Origin of the sequence: Streptomyces sp. DH-12 (genome assembly GCF_002899455.1) — a bacterium.
Classification (GTDB): domain Bacteria; phylum Actinomycetota; class Actinomycetes; order Streptomycetales; family Streptomycetaceae; genus Streptomyces.
Genome location: NZ_PPFB01000001.1, coordinates 5508215 through 5527542, shown reverse-complemented (window position 1 = coordinate 5527542; position 19328 = coordinate 5508215). Strand labels below are relative to the sequence as shown.

The window sequence follows — 19328 nt, the reverse complement described above, 5'->3', positions numbered from 1 at the left end:
CACGGGACCGCCGCCTTCGTCAGGTGCTGTGGAGGCGGAGCCGCTCAGCTGAAGGAGTCGCCGCAGGCGCAGGAGCCCGTGGCGTTCGGGTTGTCGATCGTGAAGCCCTGCTTCTCGATGGTGTCGACGAAGTCGATGGTGGCGCCGCCCAGGTACGGGGCGCTCATGCGGTCGGTGACGACCTTCACACCGCCGAAGTCCTTCTCCACGTCACCGTCGAGCGAACGCTCGTCGAAGAAGAGCTGGTAACGCAGGCCGGAGCAGCCGCCGGGCTGGACGGCGACGCGCAGGGCGAGGTCGTCACGGCCTTCCTGGTCGAGCAGCGCCTTGACCTTGGACGCGGCGGCGTCGGTCAGGATGATGCCGTCGGTGACGGTGGTGGTCTCGTCCGATACGGACATCTACATCTCTCCCGGGTTGTACGGAGACTGCTTGCCGACGGTTGCAACCGACGGGGCCGCGGATTCATTCCGGGCCGGGCGCGTCTTTTCCTCGGCTCCCTCCTCATGCTCGCACACGCCGTGCGGAGCGGAAACCGTCGCTCGCGGGGCCCGCGGGGCGCACGGGCGGCCGGCGGGATTCACGTCACATGGACGCTATGACCATCGTCAAAGTGACATGAACCGGTTATGATAAATAGCGTCAATTCGACGAGAAGTCGCCAGAACAGAAAGGGTGCGTGCCGTGACCACCGCCCAGCCCCAGGAGCTCGACGTCCAGCCGACGCCCCTCGCCCTGCTGCTCCTCGGCCGTGAGGCCGACCCGAGGAGCGAGCGCGGTGTGGAGTGCCCCGGCGACCTCCCCTCGCCGTCCGACCCGGATCTGGTGGAGCGCGCCCGCGCGGCCAAGGCGAAGCTCGGGGACAAGGTCTTCGTGCTCGGCCACCACTACCAGCGGGACGAGGTCATCCAGTTCGCCGACGTCACGGGCGACTCCTTCAAGCTGGCGCGGGACGCCGCCGCGCGCCCGCAGGCCGAGTACATCGTGTTCTGCGGTGTGCACTTCATGGCCGAGTCCGCCGACATCCTCACCGGCGACGACCAGAAGGTGGTCCTCCCGGACCTCGCGGCCGGCTGCTCCATGGCGGACATGGCCACCGCCGAGCAGGTGGCCGAGTGCTGGGACGTGCTGACCGAGGCCGGGATCGCCGAGCAGGTCGTCCCCGTCTCGTACATGAACTCCTCCGCCGACATCAAGGCCTTCACCGGCAGGCACGGCGGCACGATATGCACCTCGTCGAACGCCAGGCGCGCCCTGGACTGGGCGTTCCAGCAGGGCGAGAAGGTCCTCTTCCTCCCCGACCAGCACCTGGGCCGCAACACGGCGGTGCGGGACATGGGGATGTCCCTGGAGGACTGCGTCGTCTACAACCCGCACAGGCCGAACGGCGGTCTGACCGCCGAGGAGCTGCGCGCCGCGAAGATGATCCTGTGGCGCGGCCACTGCTCGGTGCACGGCCGCTTCAGCCTGGACTCGGTGAACGAGGTCCGTGAGCGCATCCCGGGCGTCAACGTCCTGGTGCACCCCGAGTGCCGGCACGAGGTCGTGGCCGCGGCGGACCACGTCGGCTCGACCGAGTACATCATCAAGACCCTGGAGGCGGCCCCGGCGGGCTCCAAGTGGGCCATCGGCACCGAGCTGAACCTGGTCCGGCGCCTGGCGAACCGTTTCGCGTCCGAGGACAAGGAGATCGTGTTCCTCGACCGCACGGTCTGCTTCTGCTCGACCATGAACCGCATCGACCTCCCCCACCTGGTCTGGGCCCTGGAGTCCCTCGCCGAGGGCACCCTGGTCAACCGCATCGAGGTCGACAAGGAGACGGAGGCCTTCGCGAAGCTGGCCCTGGAGCGCATGCTGGCGCTGCCGTAACTCCGGCACACGGCGCACACGGCGAAGGCCCTCGCCCGGCACCTTCCGGTGCCGGGCGAGGGCCTTCGCGGGTTCCGCGGGGTCAGACCTGCGCCGCGGCCGCCTCGTCGGAGGAGGACTCCGGCCGGGAGGCCGCCTGCCGCTTGGCCGCGCGCCGCTGGGCGCGGCGCTCCTTGCGCAGTTCCAGCATCGCGTAGAGCGTCGGGACCAGGAGCAGGGTGAGCAGGGTCGACGTGATCAGGCCGCCGATGACCACCACCGCGAGCGGCTGGGCGATGAAGCCGCCCTCGCCGGTGACGCCGAGCGCCATCGGGAGCAGGGCGAAGACCGTCGCCAGGGCCGTCATCAGGATCGGCCGCAGTCGGTGCCGGCCGCCCTCGATCACGGCCTCGATGACGCCGTGGCCCTGCGCGCGGTACTGGTTGATCAGGTCGATCAGCACGATCGCGTTGGTGACCACGATGCCGATCAGCATCAGCATGCCGATCATCGCCGGGACGCCCATCGGGGTGCCGGTGAGCAGCAGCAGGCCGAGCGCGCCGGTCGCCGCGAACGGGACGGACACCAGCAGGATCAGCGGCTGGGCCAGCGACCGGAAGGTGCCCACCAGCAGCATGAACACGATGGCGATGGCGGCCAGCATGGCGAGGCCCAGGTTGACGAAAGCCTCGTCCTGGTCCGCGGTCACGCCGCCGATCTCGGCCGTCGCACCCGCGGGCAGCGTCAGCTCGTCGATCTTCTTCTGGAGCTCCGTGCCCACGGCGCCCGTGTTCTCGCCGACCGGGCGGGCGGTGACGGTCGCCGCGCGCTGGCCGTCGATCCGGGTCATGGAGACCGGGCCGTCCACCAGCCGGACGGTGGCGATGTCACCCAGCTTCACCGGGCCGAGGCGCAGGTTGCGCAGCTGCTCCACGGTCGTGGCGGGCCGCGCCGAGCGGATCACGACGTCCCGCTCCGCGTCGCCGATGACCGCCTTGGCGGCCGGAGTGCCCTTCACCGACTGGGTGACGGCCATCCCGAGGGTCTGGGCGTCGAAGCCGGCCGCTGCGGCCTTGTCGGTGGGTTCGACCGAGATGCGGGGCACGCTCTGCGCCAGGTCGCTGGTGACGTCCGTGACGTCGTCCAGCGAGGCCACCGCGTCGCGGACCTGCTCGGCCGCCTTGCGCAGCGCCTGCGCGTCGGCCGCCTTGACGGTCACGCTGACGTCCTGGCCGCCGAAGCCGTCACCGGCCGCCACGACGGTGGTGCCGATGCCGTCGAGCTCGGCGAGGCCCTTCTCGATGCTGTCCCGCACCTCGTCGGAGGAGGCGGACTCCTCCAGCATGACCTGGTAGCTCGCCTGGTTGGTGTCGGTGCCGCCGCCGAAGGCCGCCAGGAAGCCGGACGAACCGACCGTCACCTGGTAGTCCTCGACGCCCTCGGTGTCGGAGAGCAGCTTCTCGATCTTCTTCGCCCGGGCGTCGGTGGCGGCCAGGCTGGTGCCGGGCTCCAGCTCCTGACGGACGGTCAGGACCTGCTGCTCGCCCGCGTCGAAGAAGTTGGTCTTCAGCAGCGGGGCCATGGCGAAGGTGGCGATCAGCACGACCACGGCGATGGCCAGGCTCGCCAGCCGGCGCCGGGTGGCGAACCGCAGCACGGGCACGTAGGCGCGCTGCAGGCGGCTCCTGGCCTCCTTCTCCTCGGCCAGCCGGCGGGCTTCCTCGGCGTCCTCCGGGGTGCCCTTCGGCGGCCGCAGGAACCAGTACGACAGCACCGGCACGACCGTCAGCGACACCAGCAGGGACGCCAGCAGCGCGGCGGTGACGGTGAGGCTGAAGGAGCCGAACAGCTCGCCCACCATGCCGCCGACCAGGCCGATCGGCAGGAAGACGGCGACGGTGGTGAGCGTGGCGGAGGTGACCGCGCCGGCCACCTCGCGCACCGCCTTCATGATCGCGGCGTGGCGTTCCTCGCCGTAGCCGAGGTGCCGCTTGATGTTCTCCAGGACGACGATGGAGTCGTCCACGACCCGGCCGATGGCGATGGTCAGACCGCCCAGGGTCAGCATGTTCAGGGACAGGTCACGGGTCCACAGCACGATCAGCGCGAGCACCACCGACAGCGGGATGGACACCGCGGTGACGAGGGTGGAGCGGACCGACGTGAGGAAGACGAGGATCACCAGCACGGCGAAGACCAGACCGAGCGCGCCCTCGGTGGTCAGGCCGTCGATGGCCTTGGAGACGGCGGGGCCCTGGTCGGCGACCACGGTGAGGGTGGCGTCGTCGCCGAGGTCCTCGCGCAGCCCGGGCAGCTCCTTCTCGACGGCCTCGGAGATGGCGACCGCGCTGCCGTCGTGGTCCATGGTGGCCAGCACGGCGAGGCTGGGCTTGCCGTTGGTGCGGGTGAGGGAGGCGGAACTCGCCTCCTCCTGCCGGACGGTGGCGACGTCGCCGAGGCGGACCGGCTTGCCCTCGCCGGGGCCGGCCGTGACCATCAGGTCCTGGATCTGCCGCACCGAGGTGAAGCCGCCGCCGACCTGGACGGTGCGGTTGGCGCCGTTCTCGTCGAAGGAGCCGGCCGGGACGGTGGCGCCGCCGGCCTGGAGGGCCTGGGCGACGGAGGCCGTGGTGAGGCCCGCCCGGGCGAGCTTCGCGTCGTCGGGCACGACGGTGACCTGAAGGTCCCGTACGCCGTCCACCATGACCTGGCCGACGCCGTCGATGCCCTTCAGCGCGGGCACCACCGTGCGGTCCAGCTGATCGGCGAGCGCCTGCTGGTCCTTGTCGGAGGTGACGGCGAGCACCACGGCCGGGATGTCGTCCGTGGAGCCGGCGACGACCTGCGGGTCCACCTCGGACGGCAGCCGGGCGCCGGCCCGGTTGACGGCCTGCTGCACGTCGGCGACGAGCTGCTGGGTGTCGTTGCCGTAGTCGAAGGACGCCATGATCACGGCGTTGCCCTCGCTCGCCGTCGAGGTGACGCCGGAGATGCCGTCGACGGCCTCCAGGCTGTCCTCGATGGGTTCGACGACCTGCTTCTCCACCACGTCCGGCGACGCGCCCTGGTAGGGCGCGATCACGGAGACCATGGGCAGTTCGATGGTGGGCAGGAGCTGCTGTTTGAGCTGGGGTATCGCGATCGCCCCGAAGACGAGCGCGATGATCGACATCAGTCCGATCAGCGCCCGTTGCGCGAGGCTGAATCTGGACAGCCAGGACATGGGTCAGGGTCTCTTTTCCGTGGAGCGGCGAAAGTCCGGCAGACGGGCGCGCGCACAGCGAGCGGCCCGCTCTACACCCTGGGGCATGGCCCGGGGCCGATCCGTGGTCCCGAGGTCCGATATCTTCACGCGGCGCCTACTCCGGGCGCAGTACACCCGGCTGTGCCCGGTCCGTCCTCGGACGGACCAGCCCGGACTCGTAGGCGATCACCACGAGTTGGGCCCGGTCGCGGGCGCCCAGCTTGGCCATGGCGCGGTTGACGTGGGTCTTCACGGTGAGCGGGCTGACCTCGAGGCGTTCGGCGATCTCGTCGTTGGAGTGGCCGCCGGCGACCTGCACCAGCACCTCCCGCTCGCGCACGGTGAGCGAGTCCAGCCGCTCGGCGCGCTCCGGGTCGCGGTCGGGGCCGGGCGGGCCCTCCTGGGCGAGGAAGCGGGCGATCAGGCCCTTGGTGGCCTGCGGGGACAGCAGTGCCTCGCCCCCGGCGGCGACGCGGACCGCGTGGAGCATCTCGCCGGGCTCGGAGCCCTTGCCGAGGAAGCCGGAGGCGCCGGCCCGCAGCGACTGGACCACGTGCTCGTCGACCTCGAAGGTCGTCAGTATCACCACCCGCACCCCGTCGAGCGCGGGGTCGGAGCTGATCTCGCGGGTGGCGGCGAGCCCGTCGGTGCCGGGCATGCGGATGTCCATGAGGACCACGTCGGGCCGGTGTTCGCGCGCCAGCCGGACGGCCTCGGCGCCGTCGGACGCCTCGCCCACCACCTCCATGTCCGGCTCGGAGTCGACCAGGACGCGGAAGGCGCTGCGCAGCAGTGCCTGGTCGTCGGCGAGCAGGACGCGGATCGTCATGCGGGCTCCAGCGGGGCGTCGGTCACGGGCGGCTGCCGGGGGCGGCGGAGGTGCGGGGCTCGACGGGAAGGATCGCATGCACGCGGAAGCCGCCGCCGTAGCGGGGGCCGGTGGTGAGGGTGCCGCGCAGCGCGGTGACGCGTTCGCGCATGCCGAGCAGTCCGTGCCCGCCGCCGGGGGTGGGGGCGTGGCCCTCGTCGCCGCCGTCGTCGAGCACGGTGACCTCGATGTGCGGTCCGACGCGTACGACGCTGACCTCGGCGCGCGCGCCGGTCCCGGCGTGCTTCTGCACGTTGGTCAGCGCCTCCTGGACGATCCGGTACGCGGCCAGGCCGACGGCGGCGGGCAGTTCGGTGCCCTGGTCGGCGCGGGCCACCTCGACGCGGAGTCCGGCGTTGCGGAAGGTGGCGGCGAGCTCGTCGAGGCGGTCGAGGCCGGGGGCGGGCTCGGTGGGCGCCTCGGGGTCGCCGGACTGGCGCAGCAGGCCGACGGTGGCGCGCAGTTCGCCGAGCGCGTGGCGGCTGGCCGCACGGACGTGGGCGAGGGCCTCCTTGGCCTGGTCGGGCCGCTTGTCCATGACGTGGGCGGCGACCCCGGCCTGGACGTTGACCAGGGCGATGTGGTGGGCGACCACGTCGTGCAGGTCGCGGGCGATGCGCAGGCGCTCCTCGGCGACCCGGCGGCGGGCCTCCTCCTCGCGGGTGCGTTCGGCCCGTTCGGCGCGCTCCCGGATGGCCCGGACGAACGCGCGGCGGCTGCGGACGGCGTCCCCCGCGGTGGCGCCGATGCCGGTCCAGGCGAGGATCGCCAGGTTCTCCTGGGCGTACCAGGGCAGGGGTCCGGCGGCCATCGCGGTGCCGGTGAGGACGGTCGTGGTGAGCAGACCGAGCCGCCAGGTGGTGGGGCGGTCGGTGGAGGCGGCCACCGTGTAGAGGGCGACGACCGCGCACATGGCGACGGGGGCGCGGGGGTCGCCGGTGACGGACTCGACGACGGAGAGGCCGCCGGACACACCGAGCACCGTGCGGGGCGCGCGGCGCCGGAGGACGAGCGCGGCGGCCCCGAGCGTCATCAGGACCAGGCTGAGCGCGTCCGGGGTGCGCAGGCCCCAGCGGACCCCTTCGGGGCCGTGCGGGTCGACGAAGGACCCGGCGACCATGCACAGCAGGACGCTGGCGGCCAGCGCCGTGTCCATGGCGGCCGGGTGGGCCCGCGCCCGGCGCCGGGCGCGTGTCAGGGTGCTCACGGCTGGTTGCGGTGACCGGAGCGGACGCCCGTGCGGCGCGGCCCCGGTCCCCCCCCTCTCTGCGGACGGCCTTCTCGCGGACGATCGGACCGGGTGGTCCCGGGGACGCCTCAGGTCCCCGGGACGAGGCCGTCGTCGGTGAGGAGGTCACGGACCTCCTCGAGGGTGGCGTCGGGGGACGGGAGGATGAGGTCGGACGGCTCCAGGGAGTCGTCCGGCACCGGCTCGCCCAGCTCGTGCACCTTGTCCAGCAGTGCCCGCAGCGTCGCGCGGAAGCCGGGCCCGTCGCCGTTCTCCATCTCGGCGAGCAGTTCCTCGTCCAGCTCGTCCAGCTCGGGGAGCCGGCTCTCCGCCAGCGTCACCTGCCCCTCCCCCATGATCCGTACGATCATGTCGCCCTCCTCGGCGTGGGCTACTGCTTGTCGAAGCGCGGGGTGTCCTGCGGCTGCTGCTGGGCCTGCGGCTGCGCCTGCTCCTGGCCGCCCTCCAGGGCCTGGCGGTCGCCGGAGCCGCCGCCGGCCAGTTCGGCCTTCATGCGCTGCAGTTCGAGCTCCACGTCCGTGCCGCCGGAGAGGCGGTCCAGCTCGGCCTGGATGTCGTCCTTGTGCATGCCGGACGGGTCGTCGAGGGCGCCGGAGGCGAGCAGTTCGTCGATCGCGCCGGCCCGCGCCTGGAGCTGGGCGGTCTTGTCCTCGGCGCGCTGGATGGCCAGGCCGACGTCGCCCATCTCCTCGGAGATGCCGGAGAAGGCCTCACCGATCCGGGTCTGCGCCTGGGCGGCGGTGTAGGTGGCCTTGATGGTCTCCTTCTTGGTGCGGAAGGCGTCCACCTTGGCCTGGAGCCGCTGCGCGGCCAGCGTCAGCTTCTCCTCCTCGCCCTGGAGCGTGGCGTGCTGCGTCTCCAGGTCGGTCACCTGCTGCTGGAGCGCGGCGCGGCGGGAGAGGGCCTCGCGCGCCAGGTCCTCGCGGCCGAGCGCGAGCGCCTTGCGCCCCTGGTCCTCCAGCTTCCCCGACTGGGACTGGAGCTGGTTGAGCTGGAGCTCCAGGCGCTTGCGGCTGGTCGCCACGTCGGCGACACCGCGGCGGACCTTCTGGAGCAGCTCCAGCTGCTTCTGATACGAGTAATCGAGGGTCTCGCGCGGGTCCTCGGCCCGGTCAAGGGCCTTGTTCGCCTTCGCGCGGAAGATCATCCCCATACGCTTCATGACACCGCTCATGGGCTTCGCGCGCCCCCTTCTGACGGACTCCAGCTCCAGTGACTGCGACAGAACCCACAGTACGGGCCCTGCATCCATTACCGCACTGTCCGGGGACTGATGCGCTCATCCCCAAGGACGACTGAGTACCCTCCTGATCCGGCGCAGGGAGTAGGTGGTTCCCGGGTGGCGGCCGCCGGCCGTCCCGGAGACCCCCGCTACGTCCCCATCTGTCCTAGGAGAGACGTCCGGTGTTGCCGGATCGTTCCCCGCGGGGCTGTGGTCCAACCCCGGCCACCCCGTACCCTTGGGTTTTGTGTTCCGTAGCCGCGCCAAGGAAGAGAAGGCACCGGTCGCCGACAAGGCGACGGTGACCGACTCCCATCAGCCCCGTCATCCCGAGGCCCCCAAGGGCCGCCCCACACCCAAGCGCAGCGTGGCCCAGTCGCAGCGCCGCAGCGTGGCCAGCACGACGATGTCGCGCAAGGAGGCCGCCAAGCGTCAGCGCGAGGAGCGCCGTGCCGCACTGGAGCGTCAGCGTCAGGCGCTGGCCAGCGGCGACGAGCGGTACCTGCCCGTGCGCGACAAGGGCCCGGTGCGCCGGTTCGCCCGTGACTACGTGGACTCGGGCTTCCACATCGCCGAGTGGTTCCTGCCGCTGGCCGTGGTCATCCTCGTGCTGAGCATGGTGCCGGTGCCGCAGCTGCAGAACGTCGCGCTGCTGCTGTGGCTGGTCGTCATCGCGGTGATCGTGCTCGACTCGGTCGTGACGGGCTTCCGGCTGAAGAAGACGCTCGCCGAGCGCTTCCCGGACGAGAAGCGGCGCGGCGCGGTCGCCTACGCGCTGATGCGCACGCTCCAGATGCGCCGGCTGCGGCTGCCCAAGCCCCAGGTGAAGCGCGGGGAGCGGCCCTGAGCACCACCCCGTTCGCGCACGGCACGGCGGTGCCCGGTCCGGTGAGCGGGCCGGGCCGGCTGCGTGACGTCGTCCGTGAGGAGCTGGTGGCCCGCCAGCTGGAGGAGCAGATAGTCGGCCGCTTCCCGGTCGGGAAGCGGCTGCGGGTGCTCGACGTGGGCATGGGCCGGGGCGCGCAGGCGCTGCGGCTGGCCCGGGCCGGCCATCAGGTGACGGGCGTCGAGCAGGACGCCGCGTCGATCGCGGCCGCCCGGGAGACGTTCGCCGGGGAGCCCGAGGGCATCCGGGAGCGGATGCGGATCATCGAGGGTCACGCCGGGGACACCGGGGTGCACTTCCTGCCGGGCAGCTTCGACGTCGTGCTCTGTCATGGCGTGCTCACGGGCGACGTGGAGGAGCCGGACGCGCTGCTCGCGGGGGTGGCCCGGATGCTGGCGCCCGGCGGGATGCTGTCACTGCTCGTGCGCAACGGCGACGCGGCGGCGATGCGGGCGGGGCTGTCCGGCGACTGGGCGGGCGCGCTGGCGGCGTTCTGCCCGCCGACGGCGTCGTTCGGGCTGAAGCGGCTGACGTCGACCCTCGCGGGGATCGGGGCGCCGCTGCACACCTGGTACGGCGTGCGGATCTTCACGGACACGGTGGCGGACGACGTGGTGCTGCCGGACGACCTGGACGCGGTGCTGGCGGTCGAGGACCGGGCCGGGCGGACGGACCCGTACCGGGGGGTCGCCGCGCTGCTGCACCTGTGCGGGGTCCGGGGCTGAGGTCCCAGCCCCGGACGCCTCAGCCCGGACGCCCCGACTCCGGTGACCTCAGCCCGGGTGGCCTCGGCTCACGCCCCTTCGTCGGCGCTCCCGGTCTCCGCCGCCGTCGTCCCGTCCGCGTGGAGGCTCATCGGGCCGTAGATCTCGGTGTCGTCCTCCAGCAGCCGCACCTGGTCGGCGCCGCCCTCCAGGAGGGCCTTCCAGTTCTCCCCGATCCAGGACTCGGCGTCCCCCTGCGTGGAGAACTCCTCCGGCGGCACCGCGGGCTCGACCTGCGTCCCGTCGGCCTTCTCGAACCGCCACGTCCATGCCGCCATGTACGCCTCCCAAGCGTGTGAGCTCACTGCACAGCAGAAGCCGGATCTTGGTCCGGCTCCTGACCAAGAGCGTAGTCGGACGGGCATCGGCTGTGGGGAAAGGCGAGAATCGGGGCGTGGAACTGACTCTGCTCGGCACCGGCGCCCCGGCGGGACTGCCCCGCCCCGACTGTCCCTGCGCGGCGTGCGCGTGCGCGCTCGGACCGGACGCGCGGGCGGCCACCGCGCTGCTGGTGGACGGCGCGCTGCTGCTCGACCTGACCCCCGGCGCGGCCTTCGCCGCGGCCCGTGCGGGGCGTTCGCTGGGCGGAGTGCGCCAGGTGCTGCTGTCGCACCCGCACGACGGCCCCGCGGTGGAGGTGCCGGCCGGGCTGCCGCAGCCGGGCCGGGTGCCGGACGGACGGGAGCTGACGCTGCTGACCGGGCACCGGGTGCGGGCGGTCGCGCTGGACGCGCCCGGCACCGGGTACGCGGTGACCGGCCCGGACGGGCAGCGGCTGCTGTACCTGCCGCCGGGCGGCGCCCCGGCCGGTCTTGAGACGCCGGCCGAGCCGTACGCGACGGTGGTGCTGGACGTCGTGGGCCGCCCGGACGCGCTGGCGCGGCTGCGGGAGGCGGGCGCGGTGGCGCCGGCCACGGACGTGATCGCCGCGCACCTGGACCACGACGTGCCGCCGGGCGGCGAGGTACGGCGCCGGCTCGCGGCGGCGGGGGCGCGCGCCGTGCCGGACGGGACCACGCTGGAGGTCGGCGCCTGCGAGGACGTGCCCGACGTGCCGCGGCGCACGCTCGTGCTGGGCGGGGCGCGGTCGGGCAAGTCGGTGGAGGCGGAGCGGCGCCTGGAGTCCTTCCCCGAGGTGCTGTACGTGGCGACCGGCGGCTCGCGCAACGGGGACACCGAGTGGGCGGCGCGGGTGTCCGCGCACCAGGAGCGGCGGCCGGGGTCCTGGCGGACCGTGGAGACCTGCGACCTGGTGCCGCTGCTCGGGGACGACGGTCCGCCGCTCCTGGTCGACTGCCTGTCGCTGTGGCTGACGGACGCGATGGACGCGGTGGGCGCGTGGGACGACGCGGAGTGGGCGGACGGCGGCGAGCGCGCCCTGCGGGACCGGGTGCGGGCCCTGACGGACGCGGTCCGCGAGACCGGCCGCACGGTGGTCGCGGTCTCCAACGAGGTCGGCTCGGGCATCGTCCCCGCCACCGCCTCCGGCCGCCGTTACCGCGACGAACTGGGCCGCCTGAACGCGGCGTTCGCCCGGGAGTGCGAGCAGGTACTGCTGGTGGTGGCGGGACAGGCGCTGGTGCTGCGCGGGTGAGGCGGCGGGTCGCCGGCGTCCCGCCCGGGCGGGCGGACGGCCGTCGGCTCGCCGCCACGCCCTCTCCCGCCGGTCATCCGGCACCGGCCCGCGGCCGGCGGTCCCGGCTCGCGCGGACGGCGCGGCGGCGGGCCGCTCGGCCCCAGGGGCGGGGATCTCGGGCGGGGCATCCGGCACCGGCCCGGCAGTCCCTGGGCCCCGGACCGTGGCACGGCCGGCCGGTCACCGCTTCGGCTTGTGGGCGATCACGCGGTACGTGTTGGCGAACGGGCTGTGGCGGATCAGGGGGGACAGGGCCAGGTCCGTCGCCGCTGCCGCGATCACCAGGGGGGTGCCGGCGCGGAGGAGGACCGTGCGCAGGCGTTGCCGGCCCGGGGACGGCGGGACGGCCCGCCAGGGGGTGTCCGGGGCGGGGAGGGCGTGGGAGAGGGCGAGGGCGGCGAGGCCGGCCAGGTCGTGCGGCACGTGGGCGGCGCGATGGCCGGCGGTGACGATCTCGCAGTCGCGCGCCTCGAGTTCCTCGCGGAGGTTGCGGCGGGGCAGCAGGTGCAGGCGGCGCGGCTGGTCGTAGGGCAGCCACCAGCGGCCGAACAGGGCGGCGTACGCGCAGCGCGGGTCGAGCGTCTCGATCAGCAGGTGTCCGCCGGGGCGCAGGGCGTCGAGGGCGGCGTGCAGTTCGGCGCGCGGGTCGGTGGTGCGCTCCAGGTGGTGCAGCAGGCTGACCACGTCGTAGCGGCCGGCCAGCCGGGCCCGCAGCGCGGGGTCGGTCAGCGGCCCGACGTGCGCCTCCTCGACCCGGCCGAGCTCACGGGCCCGCTCCACGCGCGCGGTGAGGTCGGTGCCGTCGAACGCCGTGTACGGGAAGAACTCCCGCGCGGTGTCCGGGAAGCGGGCGAGCCCGGTGCCGACGTCCAGCCAGCTCTCCGGTTCGCCGAAGGGCAGCATCGCGCGGGCGGCGGCGCGGCGGCGGTGGCGTACGGCGTGCAGGGCGAGGACCCGCTCGGTGGCGGGGTCGCGGGGGGCGCCGCGCACCGCCCGCCGGTAGAAGGCCAGGCCCTCGGGGGTGAGCCGGGGGTTCTGGAAGGTGTGCCCGCAGTCGCGGCACTCGTCGACGGTGAACAGTCCGGGCCGGTGCCGGCGCAGGTCCCCCGTTCTCAGCCGGGTGCGCAGCCGTGCGGAACCGCACCAGGGGCAGTCCGGGCGGCGCGGCTCGTGCACCCGGGCGGAGCCGTGCGGGGCGGGGAACGCGGTGTCGGGGGAGGTGGCGGACATGGGCGGCTCCCGGCGTGAGGGCGTACGGCACGCGGGTGGCGCGACGTGCGGGGACGGTCGGGGACGGACGGAGGGATCTCCGGCATCCCCGGGCAAAACGTTACGTACGGGAGGGCCTCGCGGGGTGGATCACCGCCGGGGTGGCGTGGTGGGGGTGAGGGCGCGAACGCGGGGGTGACCGGCGCTCCGGGGTGTTCGACGGGGGCCGGTACTGTTCGGCGAATGAGCTCGCTTAATCTCGAGGACTTCACCGATCTGATCGAGCGTCCGGACGGCGGGGTGCGCCGCGACGCCGAGGAGCACCGGTCCCGCCTGGTGGTGCCGCCCGGGTCGCTGGGCCGCCTGGACGACCTGGGCGAGTGGCTGGCCGCGGCGCAGTCCGCGGTGCCGGTGCGGCCGGTGGAGCGGCCGCGGGTGGTGCTGTTCGCGGGCGACCACGGGATCGCGGAGCTGGAGGTCTCCGCGCGTCCCGCGGGCACCGCCGCGGAGCTGGTGCGGGACGTGCTGGAGGGCGCCCGCCCGGTCTCGGTGCTGGCGCGGCAGCTGGATGTGCCGGTGCGGGTGGTCGACATGTCCCTGGACTGCGACCCGGCGTCGCTCCCCGAGGACGTCGTGCGCCACCGGGTGCGGCGCGGCAGCGGGCGCATCGACGTCGAGGACGCGCTGACCCCGGAGGAGGCCGAGGCGGCGTTCCGCGCGGGGATGGCCGTGGCGGACGAGGAGGCCGACTCCGGTACGGATCTGGTGGTGCTGGGCGACGTCAGCGTCGGCGGCACGACCGCGGCGGGTGTGCTGGTGGCGGCGCTGTGCGGGACGGACGCGTCGGTGGTGACCGGGCGCGGCGGCCTGGCGATCGACGACCTGGCCTGGATGCGCAAGTGCGCGGCGATCCGGGACGCGTTGCGCCGGGCGCGGCCGGTGCTGGGCGACCAGCTGCGGCTGCTGGCGACGGTGGGCGGGGCGGACCTCACCGCGATGACCGGGTTCCTGCTGCAGAGCGCGGTGCGGAAGCTGCCGGTGCTGCTGGACGGGGTGGTGACGGCGGCGTGTGCGCTGGTGGCGCAGCGGGTGGCGTTCCGGGCGCCGGACTGGTGGCTGGCGTCGCACGTGAGCGGGGAGCCGGGGCAGGCGAAGGCGCTGGACCGGATGGCGTTGGAGCCGTTGCTGGCGGAGGGGGTCCGTGTGGGGGAGGGCGCGGGGGCGTTGCTGGCGCTGCCGTTGGTGCGGGCCGCGGGGGTTCTGGCGGCGGAGCTGCCTGTGCGGCAGGAGGCCGCCGAGGGCGAGTGAGGCGGGCCCGGGGGCGTTTCCTCTCTTCGCCCCCGCCGCCCCTTCCCGTCCCCGCGGCCGCGCCCCGGACCCCCTCGCGCGGTTCCCCGCCCCCCGGGGAGGCGTCACCTCCCGCGTCCCGGAAGGGCGGGGTGGGCCTGGTCCGCCGCTTCGCGCGGTTCCCCGCGCCCCTGTTCAGGGGCGGTCCGGTTTGCCGCCCAGCCAGTCCCCGACGGCCCGGGCGGGGCGGGACCAGCGGCGGTCGTGGCGGTAGGCGCGCAGGAGGGCCTTCGCTCTGGCCCGGTGACGGTGGCGGTAGAAGCGCTTGGCCCACGGGGATCCTGGGCGGGCCAGCCGCAGGGAGCCGATGAGCGCCACGACCGGGACGATCACCCCGAAGACCGCGAGGCGCACCTTGCCCTTGCTCAGGGCGATCAGCGCGAAGCCGAAGTTGACGGCGAGGCCGGTCAGCGCGCCCGCGCGGTTCTGCAGTTCCTCCTGGGAGAGGTCGTTGACGCCGAACGGCGCGAACCCGGCCAGCAGCAGGACGACCAGCGCCGCCGTCAGCGCCACCATCTCCACGCTCCTGCGTCCGGCCTCGGACCAGTACACGTCGTCCAGGTGGAGGATCAGCGCGAACTCGTCGAGCACGAGCCCCGCGCCGATGCCGAAGAGCACCGCGCTGAGGTACGGGCCGAGGCCGCGCTCCCCGCTCGCCACCGCGCCGAAGCCGCCGACGACGGTGAGGATGACGCCGGGCACCACGTGGTGGATGTGCACCGAGCCCGCGGTGACGTTGCCGAAGGGACCTCTGCCGGCCCGGATCAGCCGGGTGACGATCCGGGTGATCACGAAGGTGAGGACGAAGGCCGTCAGCGCGAGGAGCAGCGGGAGCTTGCCCGGCTCGATGATGTTCCGCTCCAGCCACTGTCCCATATGCGTACTTTATGCACGGCCGTGGGCGGCGCCCTGCTGACCTCCGGGTAATCTGCGCCGGTGCCCGAGCCCTCCCCCGCCTCCCCCGCCGACGGCCTCCGCTTCGCCTTCGGCACCCTCACCGTGCTCCCGGCCCGGCTCACCCGCTGGGACCGTCCGGCCGCGCGGACGGGCATGCTCTGCGCGCCCGCGGTCGGCCTGGCGGTGGGCGGCGTGGCCGCCGCGGCGGGACTGGTGCTGCTGTTCCTCGGGGCGGGGCCGCTGCTCGCCGCCGTGGCCTCCGTCGCCGTGCCGGCCGTGCTGACCCGGGGGCTGCACCTGGACGGGCTGGCCGACACCGCCGACGGGCTGGGCAGCGGCAAGCCCGCCGGGGACGCGCTGCGGATCATGAAGCAGTCGGACATCGGCCCCTTCGGGGTGCTCACCCTGGTGCTCGTCCTGCTGGCGCAGGTGGCCGCGCTGGCGCAGGCGTACGGCGGTTCCTGGGCGCGGGGCGCGCTGGCCGCCGTGGTGTCGGCGGTCGCGGCGCGGCTCGCCCTCACCCTGGCCGCGCGCACCGGTGTGCCGGCCGCCCGGCCGGAGGGGCTGGGCGCGACGGTCGCGGGAGTGGTGCCGGTGCGGGGCGCGGTGGTCACCGCGGTCCTGACGACGGGGCTGCTCGCGGGCGCGGGCGCGGCCCTCGGGGCGTACGACGCGCTGCGCGCCGGGCTCGCGGTGGCGGTGGCGGCCGGCGTGGCCGAACTGCTGCTGCGGCGCTGCGTCCGGCGGTTCGGCGGGGTGACCGGCGACGTGTTCGGCGGGGTCGCGGAGACGGCGGCGACGACCGCGCTCGTCGTCGTGTCACTGGCCTGAAACGATCTCCGCGTCCCCCTGGGAGCACACCGGCCCCGCCGCTAGCCTGTGGGGGCGGATCGGCGGACGGACGGGGGGCGTTGATGCCGGCATTGCGTCGTGCCACGGCCTGGGCGATCGACTTCGCGCTGGTGGCGGGGCTGGCCTCGCTGCTGGCGGTGCTCACCTTCAACCGGATCTCCGCCCTGGTGACCGACGTGCCCGGACTGGCCGCGCGCGGCGGCTTCGACCTGCTCACCTCGCGCGGGGACGTGCTGGACGCCTCCGCCGGTCTGGGCACGTCGCTGTGGGACACGTCGGTGGGGTACGTGCGGCAGGCGTTCGGGCTGCTGGCCCTCGCCGCCTTCCTCTACCAGTGGGCGTGCCTCGCCCTGGCCGGGCGGACCGCCGGCAAGGCCCTCACCGGGCTGAAGGTCACCCCGCGCACGCCCCGCCGGGCGGCGCTGCGCGCGGCGGTGACGACCGCCACGGACGTCGCCGTGTACGCGGTGGCCTGTGTGCTGCTGCTCGAGGGCGAGATCCTGCTGTCGGTGCTGGTGTGGCTGGTCGCGGTGGTGCTGTTCCTGCTGAACGCGCTGCCGGTGCTGGGCGCGCGGCGGCGCTCCCTCGCCGACCGGGCGGCCGGCACCTCGGTGGCCTCCGTGGAGCTCAGCAGGTTCGCCGCCACGCGTCGAGCTCGTACCTCTTGAGCAGCGAACTCAGCTTCAGGCGGCGGGAGTCGGCGCAGAAGCGGTCGGTGGGCAGTTCGTACTCGGCGTGGAAGACGGCCTTGTCCGCCTCGACGAACGGGGTGAGCTCCTCGCACTCGTCGTACTGGGCGCGCTGCTCGTTCACCGCGAAGTCGAAGTCACCGACCAGGTCCGGGATCTGGTCCAGGTCGTTCTTCAGGCCCACGGCCATGCCGCGCTCGTGCGCGAGGCGGGCGATCAGCCGGTTGTAACGGAGCTGGTCGGCGGCGGTGAGCGGGAAGCCGGTGCGGTCGCGGTAGCCGTCCATGTTGTCCGGCTCCACCGCGTCGAAGCCCTTGTCGCGGCACATGCCGAGGCGTTCGGCCATCAGCGGCTCGAGGACGTCGGTGCGGCGGATGTCGAGCCAGCGCTCGCCCTCCCAGCCGTTGCCCCGGCCGAGCACCGACTCCGGGAAGCCGTCCGCGTCCGGGCGGAAGTCCTCCCAGGCGCCGGTGGACAGGTAGCAGATGACCTTGCGGCCGTCGCGGTGCAGTCGGGCGACCGTCTGCGCCGAGTGGTCGAAGCCGTCGATGTCGTACACCGGGACGTCGACGGCAGTGTCCAGGCGGCCGCTGAGCTGCCATTGCCAGGCGACGCCGGGCCGCGGCCGCCACCGGTCCCCCGACGGCGACGGCTCCGCGTCCGCGCCGCCGGAACCCCCGGCACACCCCGTCAGCACCAGGGCCAGCAGGACGGCCACCGCACGCGCTCTTCTCACCGGACGCTCCCTCAGGGCTCACGGCCGTCCGCGCCCCGGCGGCGCGGCGGCACCCCCATGATCGCTCAGCCGTCCGCACCCCGGGTCCCTATCCGGACACCGCACGGCCGGCACGGGGCGTTCCCGGCCCGCCGGTGCGCACCCGCCGCGCCGGGGCGGGTGCGCACCGGCCATGAGAGCGGGCGCACACGCGCGTAGGCTCGGAGCCGAGTGTTCGCCGCACCGGGGGAGGCCCCGACGGGACCGCACCCGGACGTCACGATTAGGGTCGGCTGCCGGGCCCGGTCGACCCACACCCTTCGGCCACTGAAACTTCACATCGGAAGCGAGAATTCACCACCGTGACTGCTCTGACTCTCAGCACCGCCGCGGTCGCCGGCCTGCGCGCCGACGCGATCGTGATCGGTGTCGCCAAGGGCTCCGCGTCCAAGCCCGGGGGACCCGTCGTCGCACCGGGCGCCGAGGCCGTGGACCAGGCGTACGACGGCAACCTGGCCGGTGTTCTGGAGACCCTCGGCGCGTCCGGTGCCGAGGGCGAGGTGACCAAGCTCCCCGCGCCGGCCGGCCTCAAGGCGCCGCTCGTGGTGGCGGTGGGCCTCGGCGCCCGGCCCGAGGAGGGCTCCGGCTACGACGCCGAGGCGCTCCGCAAGGCGGCCGGCGTCGCCGCCCGTGCCCTCGCCGGCACCAGGAAGGCCGCGTTCGCGCTGCCCGTGGCGGCCGCCGCCGACGCCGGCGCGGTCGCCGAGGGCGTGCTGCTCGGCGCGTACTCCTTCGACGCGTACAAGGACAAGGGCGACGCGAAGAGCGGCAAGAACGGCAAGGGCCCGCTCGCCGAGGCCGTGCTGCTCGGCGGCAAGTCCCGCGACAAGGCGTTCAAGGCGGCCCTCGAGCGCGCCGTCGCCGTGTCCGAGGAGCTCAACCGCGCCCGCGACCTGATCAACACCCCGCCGAACGACCTCAACCCCGAGGCGTTCGCGGCGGTCGCCCAGGCGGTGGCCAAGGAGCACGGCATCAAGGTGCAGGTGCTCGACGAGAAGGCCCTCGCCAAGGGCGGCTACGGCGGCATCCTCGGCGTCGGCGCCGGCTCCGCCTCGGGTCCGCGCCTGGTGAAGCTGTCGTACACCTCGTCCAAGGCGAAGAAGCACCTCGCCCTGGTCGGCAAGGGCATCACCTACGACTCGGGCGGCATCTCCCTCAAGCCGGCCGGCCACAACGAGACGATGAAGTGCGACATGAGCGGCGCCGCCGCCGTGTTCGCCGCGGTCGTCGCCGCCGCCCGCCTCGGTCTGGAGGTCAACGTCACCGGCTGGCTGGCGCTGGCCGAGAACATGCCCTCCGGCTCGGCGACCCGCCCGGGCGACGTGCTGCGCATGTACAGCGGCAAGACCGTCGAGGTGCTCAACACCGACGCCGAGGGCCGGCTGGTCCTGGCGGACGCGCTGTGGGCGGCCTCGCAGGAGAAGCCGGACGCCATCGTGGACGTGGCGACCCTGACCGGCGCCATGATGCTGGCGCTGGGCAGCCGCACCTTCGGCATCATGGCCAACGACGACGACTTCCGCGCCGCGGTGCACGAGGCCGCCGAGGAGGCGGGCGAGCCGGCCTGGCCGATGCCGCTGCCGGAGCACCTGCGCAAGGGCATGGAGTCGGCGACCGCCGACATCGCCAACATGGGCGAGCGGATGGGCGGCGGCCTGGTCGCCGGCCTGTTCCTGCGCGAGTTCGTCGGCGAGGGCATCACCTGGGCCCACCTCGACATCGCGGGCCCGGCCTTCAACGAGGGCGGTCCCTTCGGCTACACGCCCAAGGGCGGGACGGGCAGCGCGGTGCGCACGCTGGTGCGGCTGGCGGAGCGGGCCGCCGCCGGCGAGCTGAGCTGAC

18 protein-coding genes are annotated in these 19328 nt (G+C 74.0%); 8 read left to right on the top strand and 10 right to left on the bottom strand.

What is annotated here, in order from left to right; genetic code table 11:
* Positions 1–44: 44 nt before the first annotated feature.
* Positions 45–401: a HesB/IscA family protein gene (locus C1708_RS23780; RefSeq protein WP_006135694.1), complete on the bottom strand. Its 357-nt coding sequence runs from the start codon at positions 399–401 to the stop codon at positions 45–47.
* 283 nt (positions 402–684) lie between these two features.
* Here C1708_RS23780 and nadA point away from each other — a divergent pair, with 283 nt between their 5' ends.
* Positions 685–1869 (top strand): quinolinate synthase NadA, encoded by a 1185-nt coding sequence (gene nadA / locus C1708_RS23775; protein ID WP_106414570.1) that lies wholly within the window; start codon positions 685–687, stop codon positions 1867–1869.
* Between the two features lie 82 nt (positions 1870–1951).
* Here nadA and C1708_RS23770 read toward each other — a convergent pair whose 3' ends face one another.
* From C1708_RS23770 to C1708_RS23750, 5 genes are all read right to left on the bottom strand, one after another.
* On the bottom strand, positions 1952–5071 hold the full coding sequence (locus C1708_RS23770) for an efflux RND transporter permease subunit (protein ID WP_106414569.1): 3120 nt from the start codon (positions 5069–5071) through the stop codon (positions 1952–1954).
* A 136-nt stretch (positions 5072–5207) separates the two neighbouring features.
* A complete protein-coding gene (locus C1708_RS23765; protein ID WP_106414568.1) occupies positions 5208–5921 on the bottom strand; it encodes a response regulator in 714 nt (237 codons plus the stop codon).
* 22 nt (positions 5922–5943) lie between these two features.
* A complete protein-coding gene (locus tag C1708_RS23760) occupies positions 5944–7167 on the bottom strand; it encodes a sensor histidine kinase (RefSeq protein WP_106414567.1) in 1224 nt (407 codons plus the stop codon).
* A gap of 110 nt (positions 7168–7277) precedes the next feature.
* Positions 7278–7559 carry a PspA-associated protein PspAA gene (gene pspAA / locus C1708_RS23755; protein WP_106414566.1) on the bottom strand — a complete coding sequence of 94 codons (282 nt, stop codon included), beginning with the start codon at positions 7557–7559 and terminating at the stop codon, positions 7278–7280.
* A gap of 20 nt (positions 7560–7579) precedes the next feature.
* Positions 7580–8383, bottom strand: coding sequence for a PspA/IM30 family protein (locus C1708_RS23750; protein ID WP_106414565.1), 804 nt, complete (start codon positions 8381–8383; stop codon positions 7580–7582).
* A gap of 256 nt (positions 8384–8639) precedes the next feature.
* On the opposite strand from C1708_RS23750, the gene C1708_RS23745 reads away from it, so the two are divergent.
* Both C1708_RS23745 and C1708_RS23740 read left to right on the top strand, forming a co-directional pair.
* Positions 8640–9278, top strand: a complete 639-nt coding sequence (locus C1708_RS23745; protein ID WP_198602739.1) for a DUF3043 domain-containing protein — start codon at positions 8640–8642, stop codon at positions 9276–9278.
* An 86-nt stretch (positions 9279–9364) separates the two neighbouring features.
* A complete protein-coding gene (locus C1708_RS23740) occupies positions 9365–10042 on the top strand; it encodes a class I SAM-dependent methyltransferase (RefSeq protein WP_106416461.1) in 678 nt (225 codons plus the stop codon).
* A 68-nt stretch (positions 10043–10110) separates the two neighbouring features.
* Here the strand turns inward: C1708_RS23740 and C1708_RS23735 are convergent, their stop codons facing one another.
* Positions 10111–10359 carry a hypothetical protein gene (locus C1708_RS23735; protein ID WP_106414563.1) on the bottom strand — a complete coding sequence of 83 codons (249 nt, stop codon included), beginning with the start codon at positions 10357–10359 and terminating at the stop codon, positions 10111–10113.
* A gap of 116 nt (positions 10360–10475) precedes the next feature.
* Between C1708_RS23735 and C1708_RS23730 the strand changes: the two genes are divergently transcribed.
* Entirely contained in the window at positions 10476–11675 is a 1200-nt protein-coding gene (locus C1708_RS23730; RefSeq protein ID WP_106414562.1) for a bifunctional adenosylcobinamide kinase/adenosylcobinamide-phosphate guanylyltransferase, read from the top strand.
* 222 nt (positions 11676–11897) lie between these two features.
* Here the strand turns inward: C1708_RS23730 and C1708_RS23725 are convergent, their stop codons facing one another.
* Positions 11898–12947: a class I SAM-dependent methyltransferase gene (locus tag C1708_RS23725; RefSeq protein WP_106414561.1), complete on the bottom strand. Its 1050-nt coding sequence runs from the start codon at positions 12945–12947 to the stop codon at positions 11898–11900.
* 222 nt (positions 12948–13169) lie between these two features.
* On the opposite strand from C1708_RS23725, the gene cobT reads away from it, so the two are divergent.
* Complete coding sequence (gene cobT, locus C1708_RS23720) at positions 13170–14234, top strand: nicotinate-nucleotide--dimethylbenzimidazole phosphoribosyltransferase (protein ID WP_106414560.1); 1065 nt, start codon at positions 13170–13172, stop codon at positions 14232–14234.
* 174 nt (positions 14235–14408) lie between these two features.
* Here the strand turns inward: cobT and C1708_RS23715 are convergent, their stop codons facing one another.
* Positions 14409–15149, bottom strand: coding sequence for a hypothetical protein (locus tag C1708_RS23715; protein WP_106414559.1), 741 nt, complete (start codon positions 15147–15149; stop codon positions 14409–14411).
* Between the two features lie 60 nt (positions 15150–15209).
* Here C1708_RS23715 and C1708_RS23710 point away from each other — a divergent pair, with 60 nt between their 5' ends.
* Complete coding sequence (locus tag C1708_RS23710; protein WP_106414558.1) at positions 15210–16001, top strand: adenosylcobinamide-GDP ribazoletransferase; 792 nt, start codon at positions 15210–15212, stop codon at positions 15999–16001.
* Between the two features lie 83 nt (positions 16002–16084).
* Positions 16085–16690, top strand: coding sequence for an RDD family protein (locus C1708_RS23705; RefSeq protein WP_106414557.1), 606 nt, complete (start codon positions 16085–16087; stop codon positions 16688–16690).
* On the opposite strand, the gene C1708_RS23700 is transcribed toward C1708_RS23705, so the two are convergent.
* Positions 16650–17447, bottom strand: a complete 798-nt coding sequence (locus C1708_RS23700) for an endo alpha-1,4 polygalactosaminidase (RefSeq protein WP_106414556.1) — start codon at positions 17445–17447, stop codon at positions 16650–16652. The two genes, C1708_RS23705 and C1708_RS23700, sit on opposite strands and share 41 nt — an antisense overlap.
* Positions 17448–17788: 341 nt before the next feature.
* Here C1708_RS23700 and C1708_RS23695 point away from each other — a divergent pair, with 341 nt between their 5' ends.
* Positions 17789–19327 carry a leucyl aminopeptidase gene (locus C1708_RS23695; protein ID WP_106414555.1) on the top strand — a complete coding sequence of 513 codons (1539 nt, stop codon included), beginning with the start codon at positions 17789–17791 and terminating at the stop codon, positions 19325–19327.
* The last annotated feature ends 1 nt before the right edge of the window (position 19328 follow it).

Coding starts and splice junctions, on each gene's coding strand:
- C1708_RS23780 (WP_006135694.1), bottom strand. CDS start 401: ATGTCCGTATCGGACGAGACCACCACCGTCACCGACGGCATCATCCTG.
- C1708_RS23770 (WP_106414569.1), bottom strand. CDS start 5,071: ATGTCCTGGCTGTCCAGATTCAGCCTCGCGCAACGGGCGCTGATCGGA.
- C1708_RS23765 (WP_106414568.1), bottom strand. CDS start 5,921: ATGACGATCCGCGTCCTGCTCGCCGACGACCAGGCACTGCTGCGCAGC.
- pspAA (WP_106414566.1), bottom strand. CDS start 7,559: ATGATCGTACGGATCATGGGGGAGGGGCAGGTGACGCTGGCGGAGAGC.
- C1708_RS23750 (WP_106414565.1), bottom strand. CDS start 8,383: ATGAGCGGTGTCATGAAGCGTATGGGGATGATCTTCCGCGCGAAGGCG.
- C1708_RS23735 (WP_106414563.1), bottom strand. CDS start 10,359: ATGGCGGCATGGACGTGGCGGTTCGAGAAGGCCGACGGGACGCAGGTC.
- C1708_RS23725 (WP_106414561.1), bottom strand. CDS start 12,947: ATGTCCGCCACCTCCCCCGACACCGCGTTCCCCGCCCCGCACGGCTCC.
- cobT (WP_106414560.1), top strand. CDS start 13,170: ATGAGCTCGCTTAATCTCGAGGACTTCACCGATCTGATCGAGCGTCCG.
- C1708_RS23715 (WP_106414559.1), bottom strand. CDS start 15,149: ATGGGACAGTGGCTGGAGCGGAACATCATCGAGCCGGGCAAGCTCCCG.
- C1708_RS23705 (WP_106414557.1), top strand. CDS start 16,085: ATGCCGGCATTGCGTCGTGCCACGGCCTGGGCGATCGACTTCGCGCTG.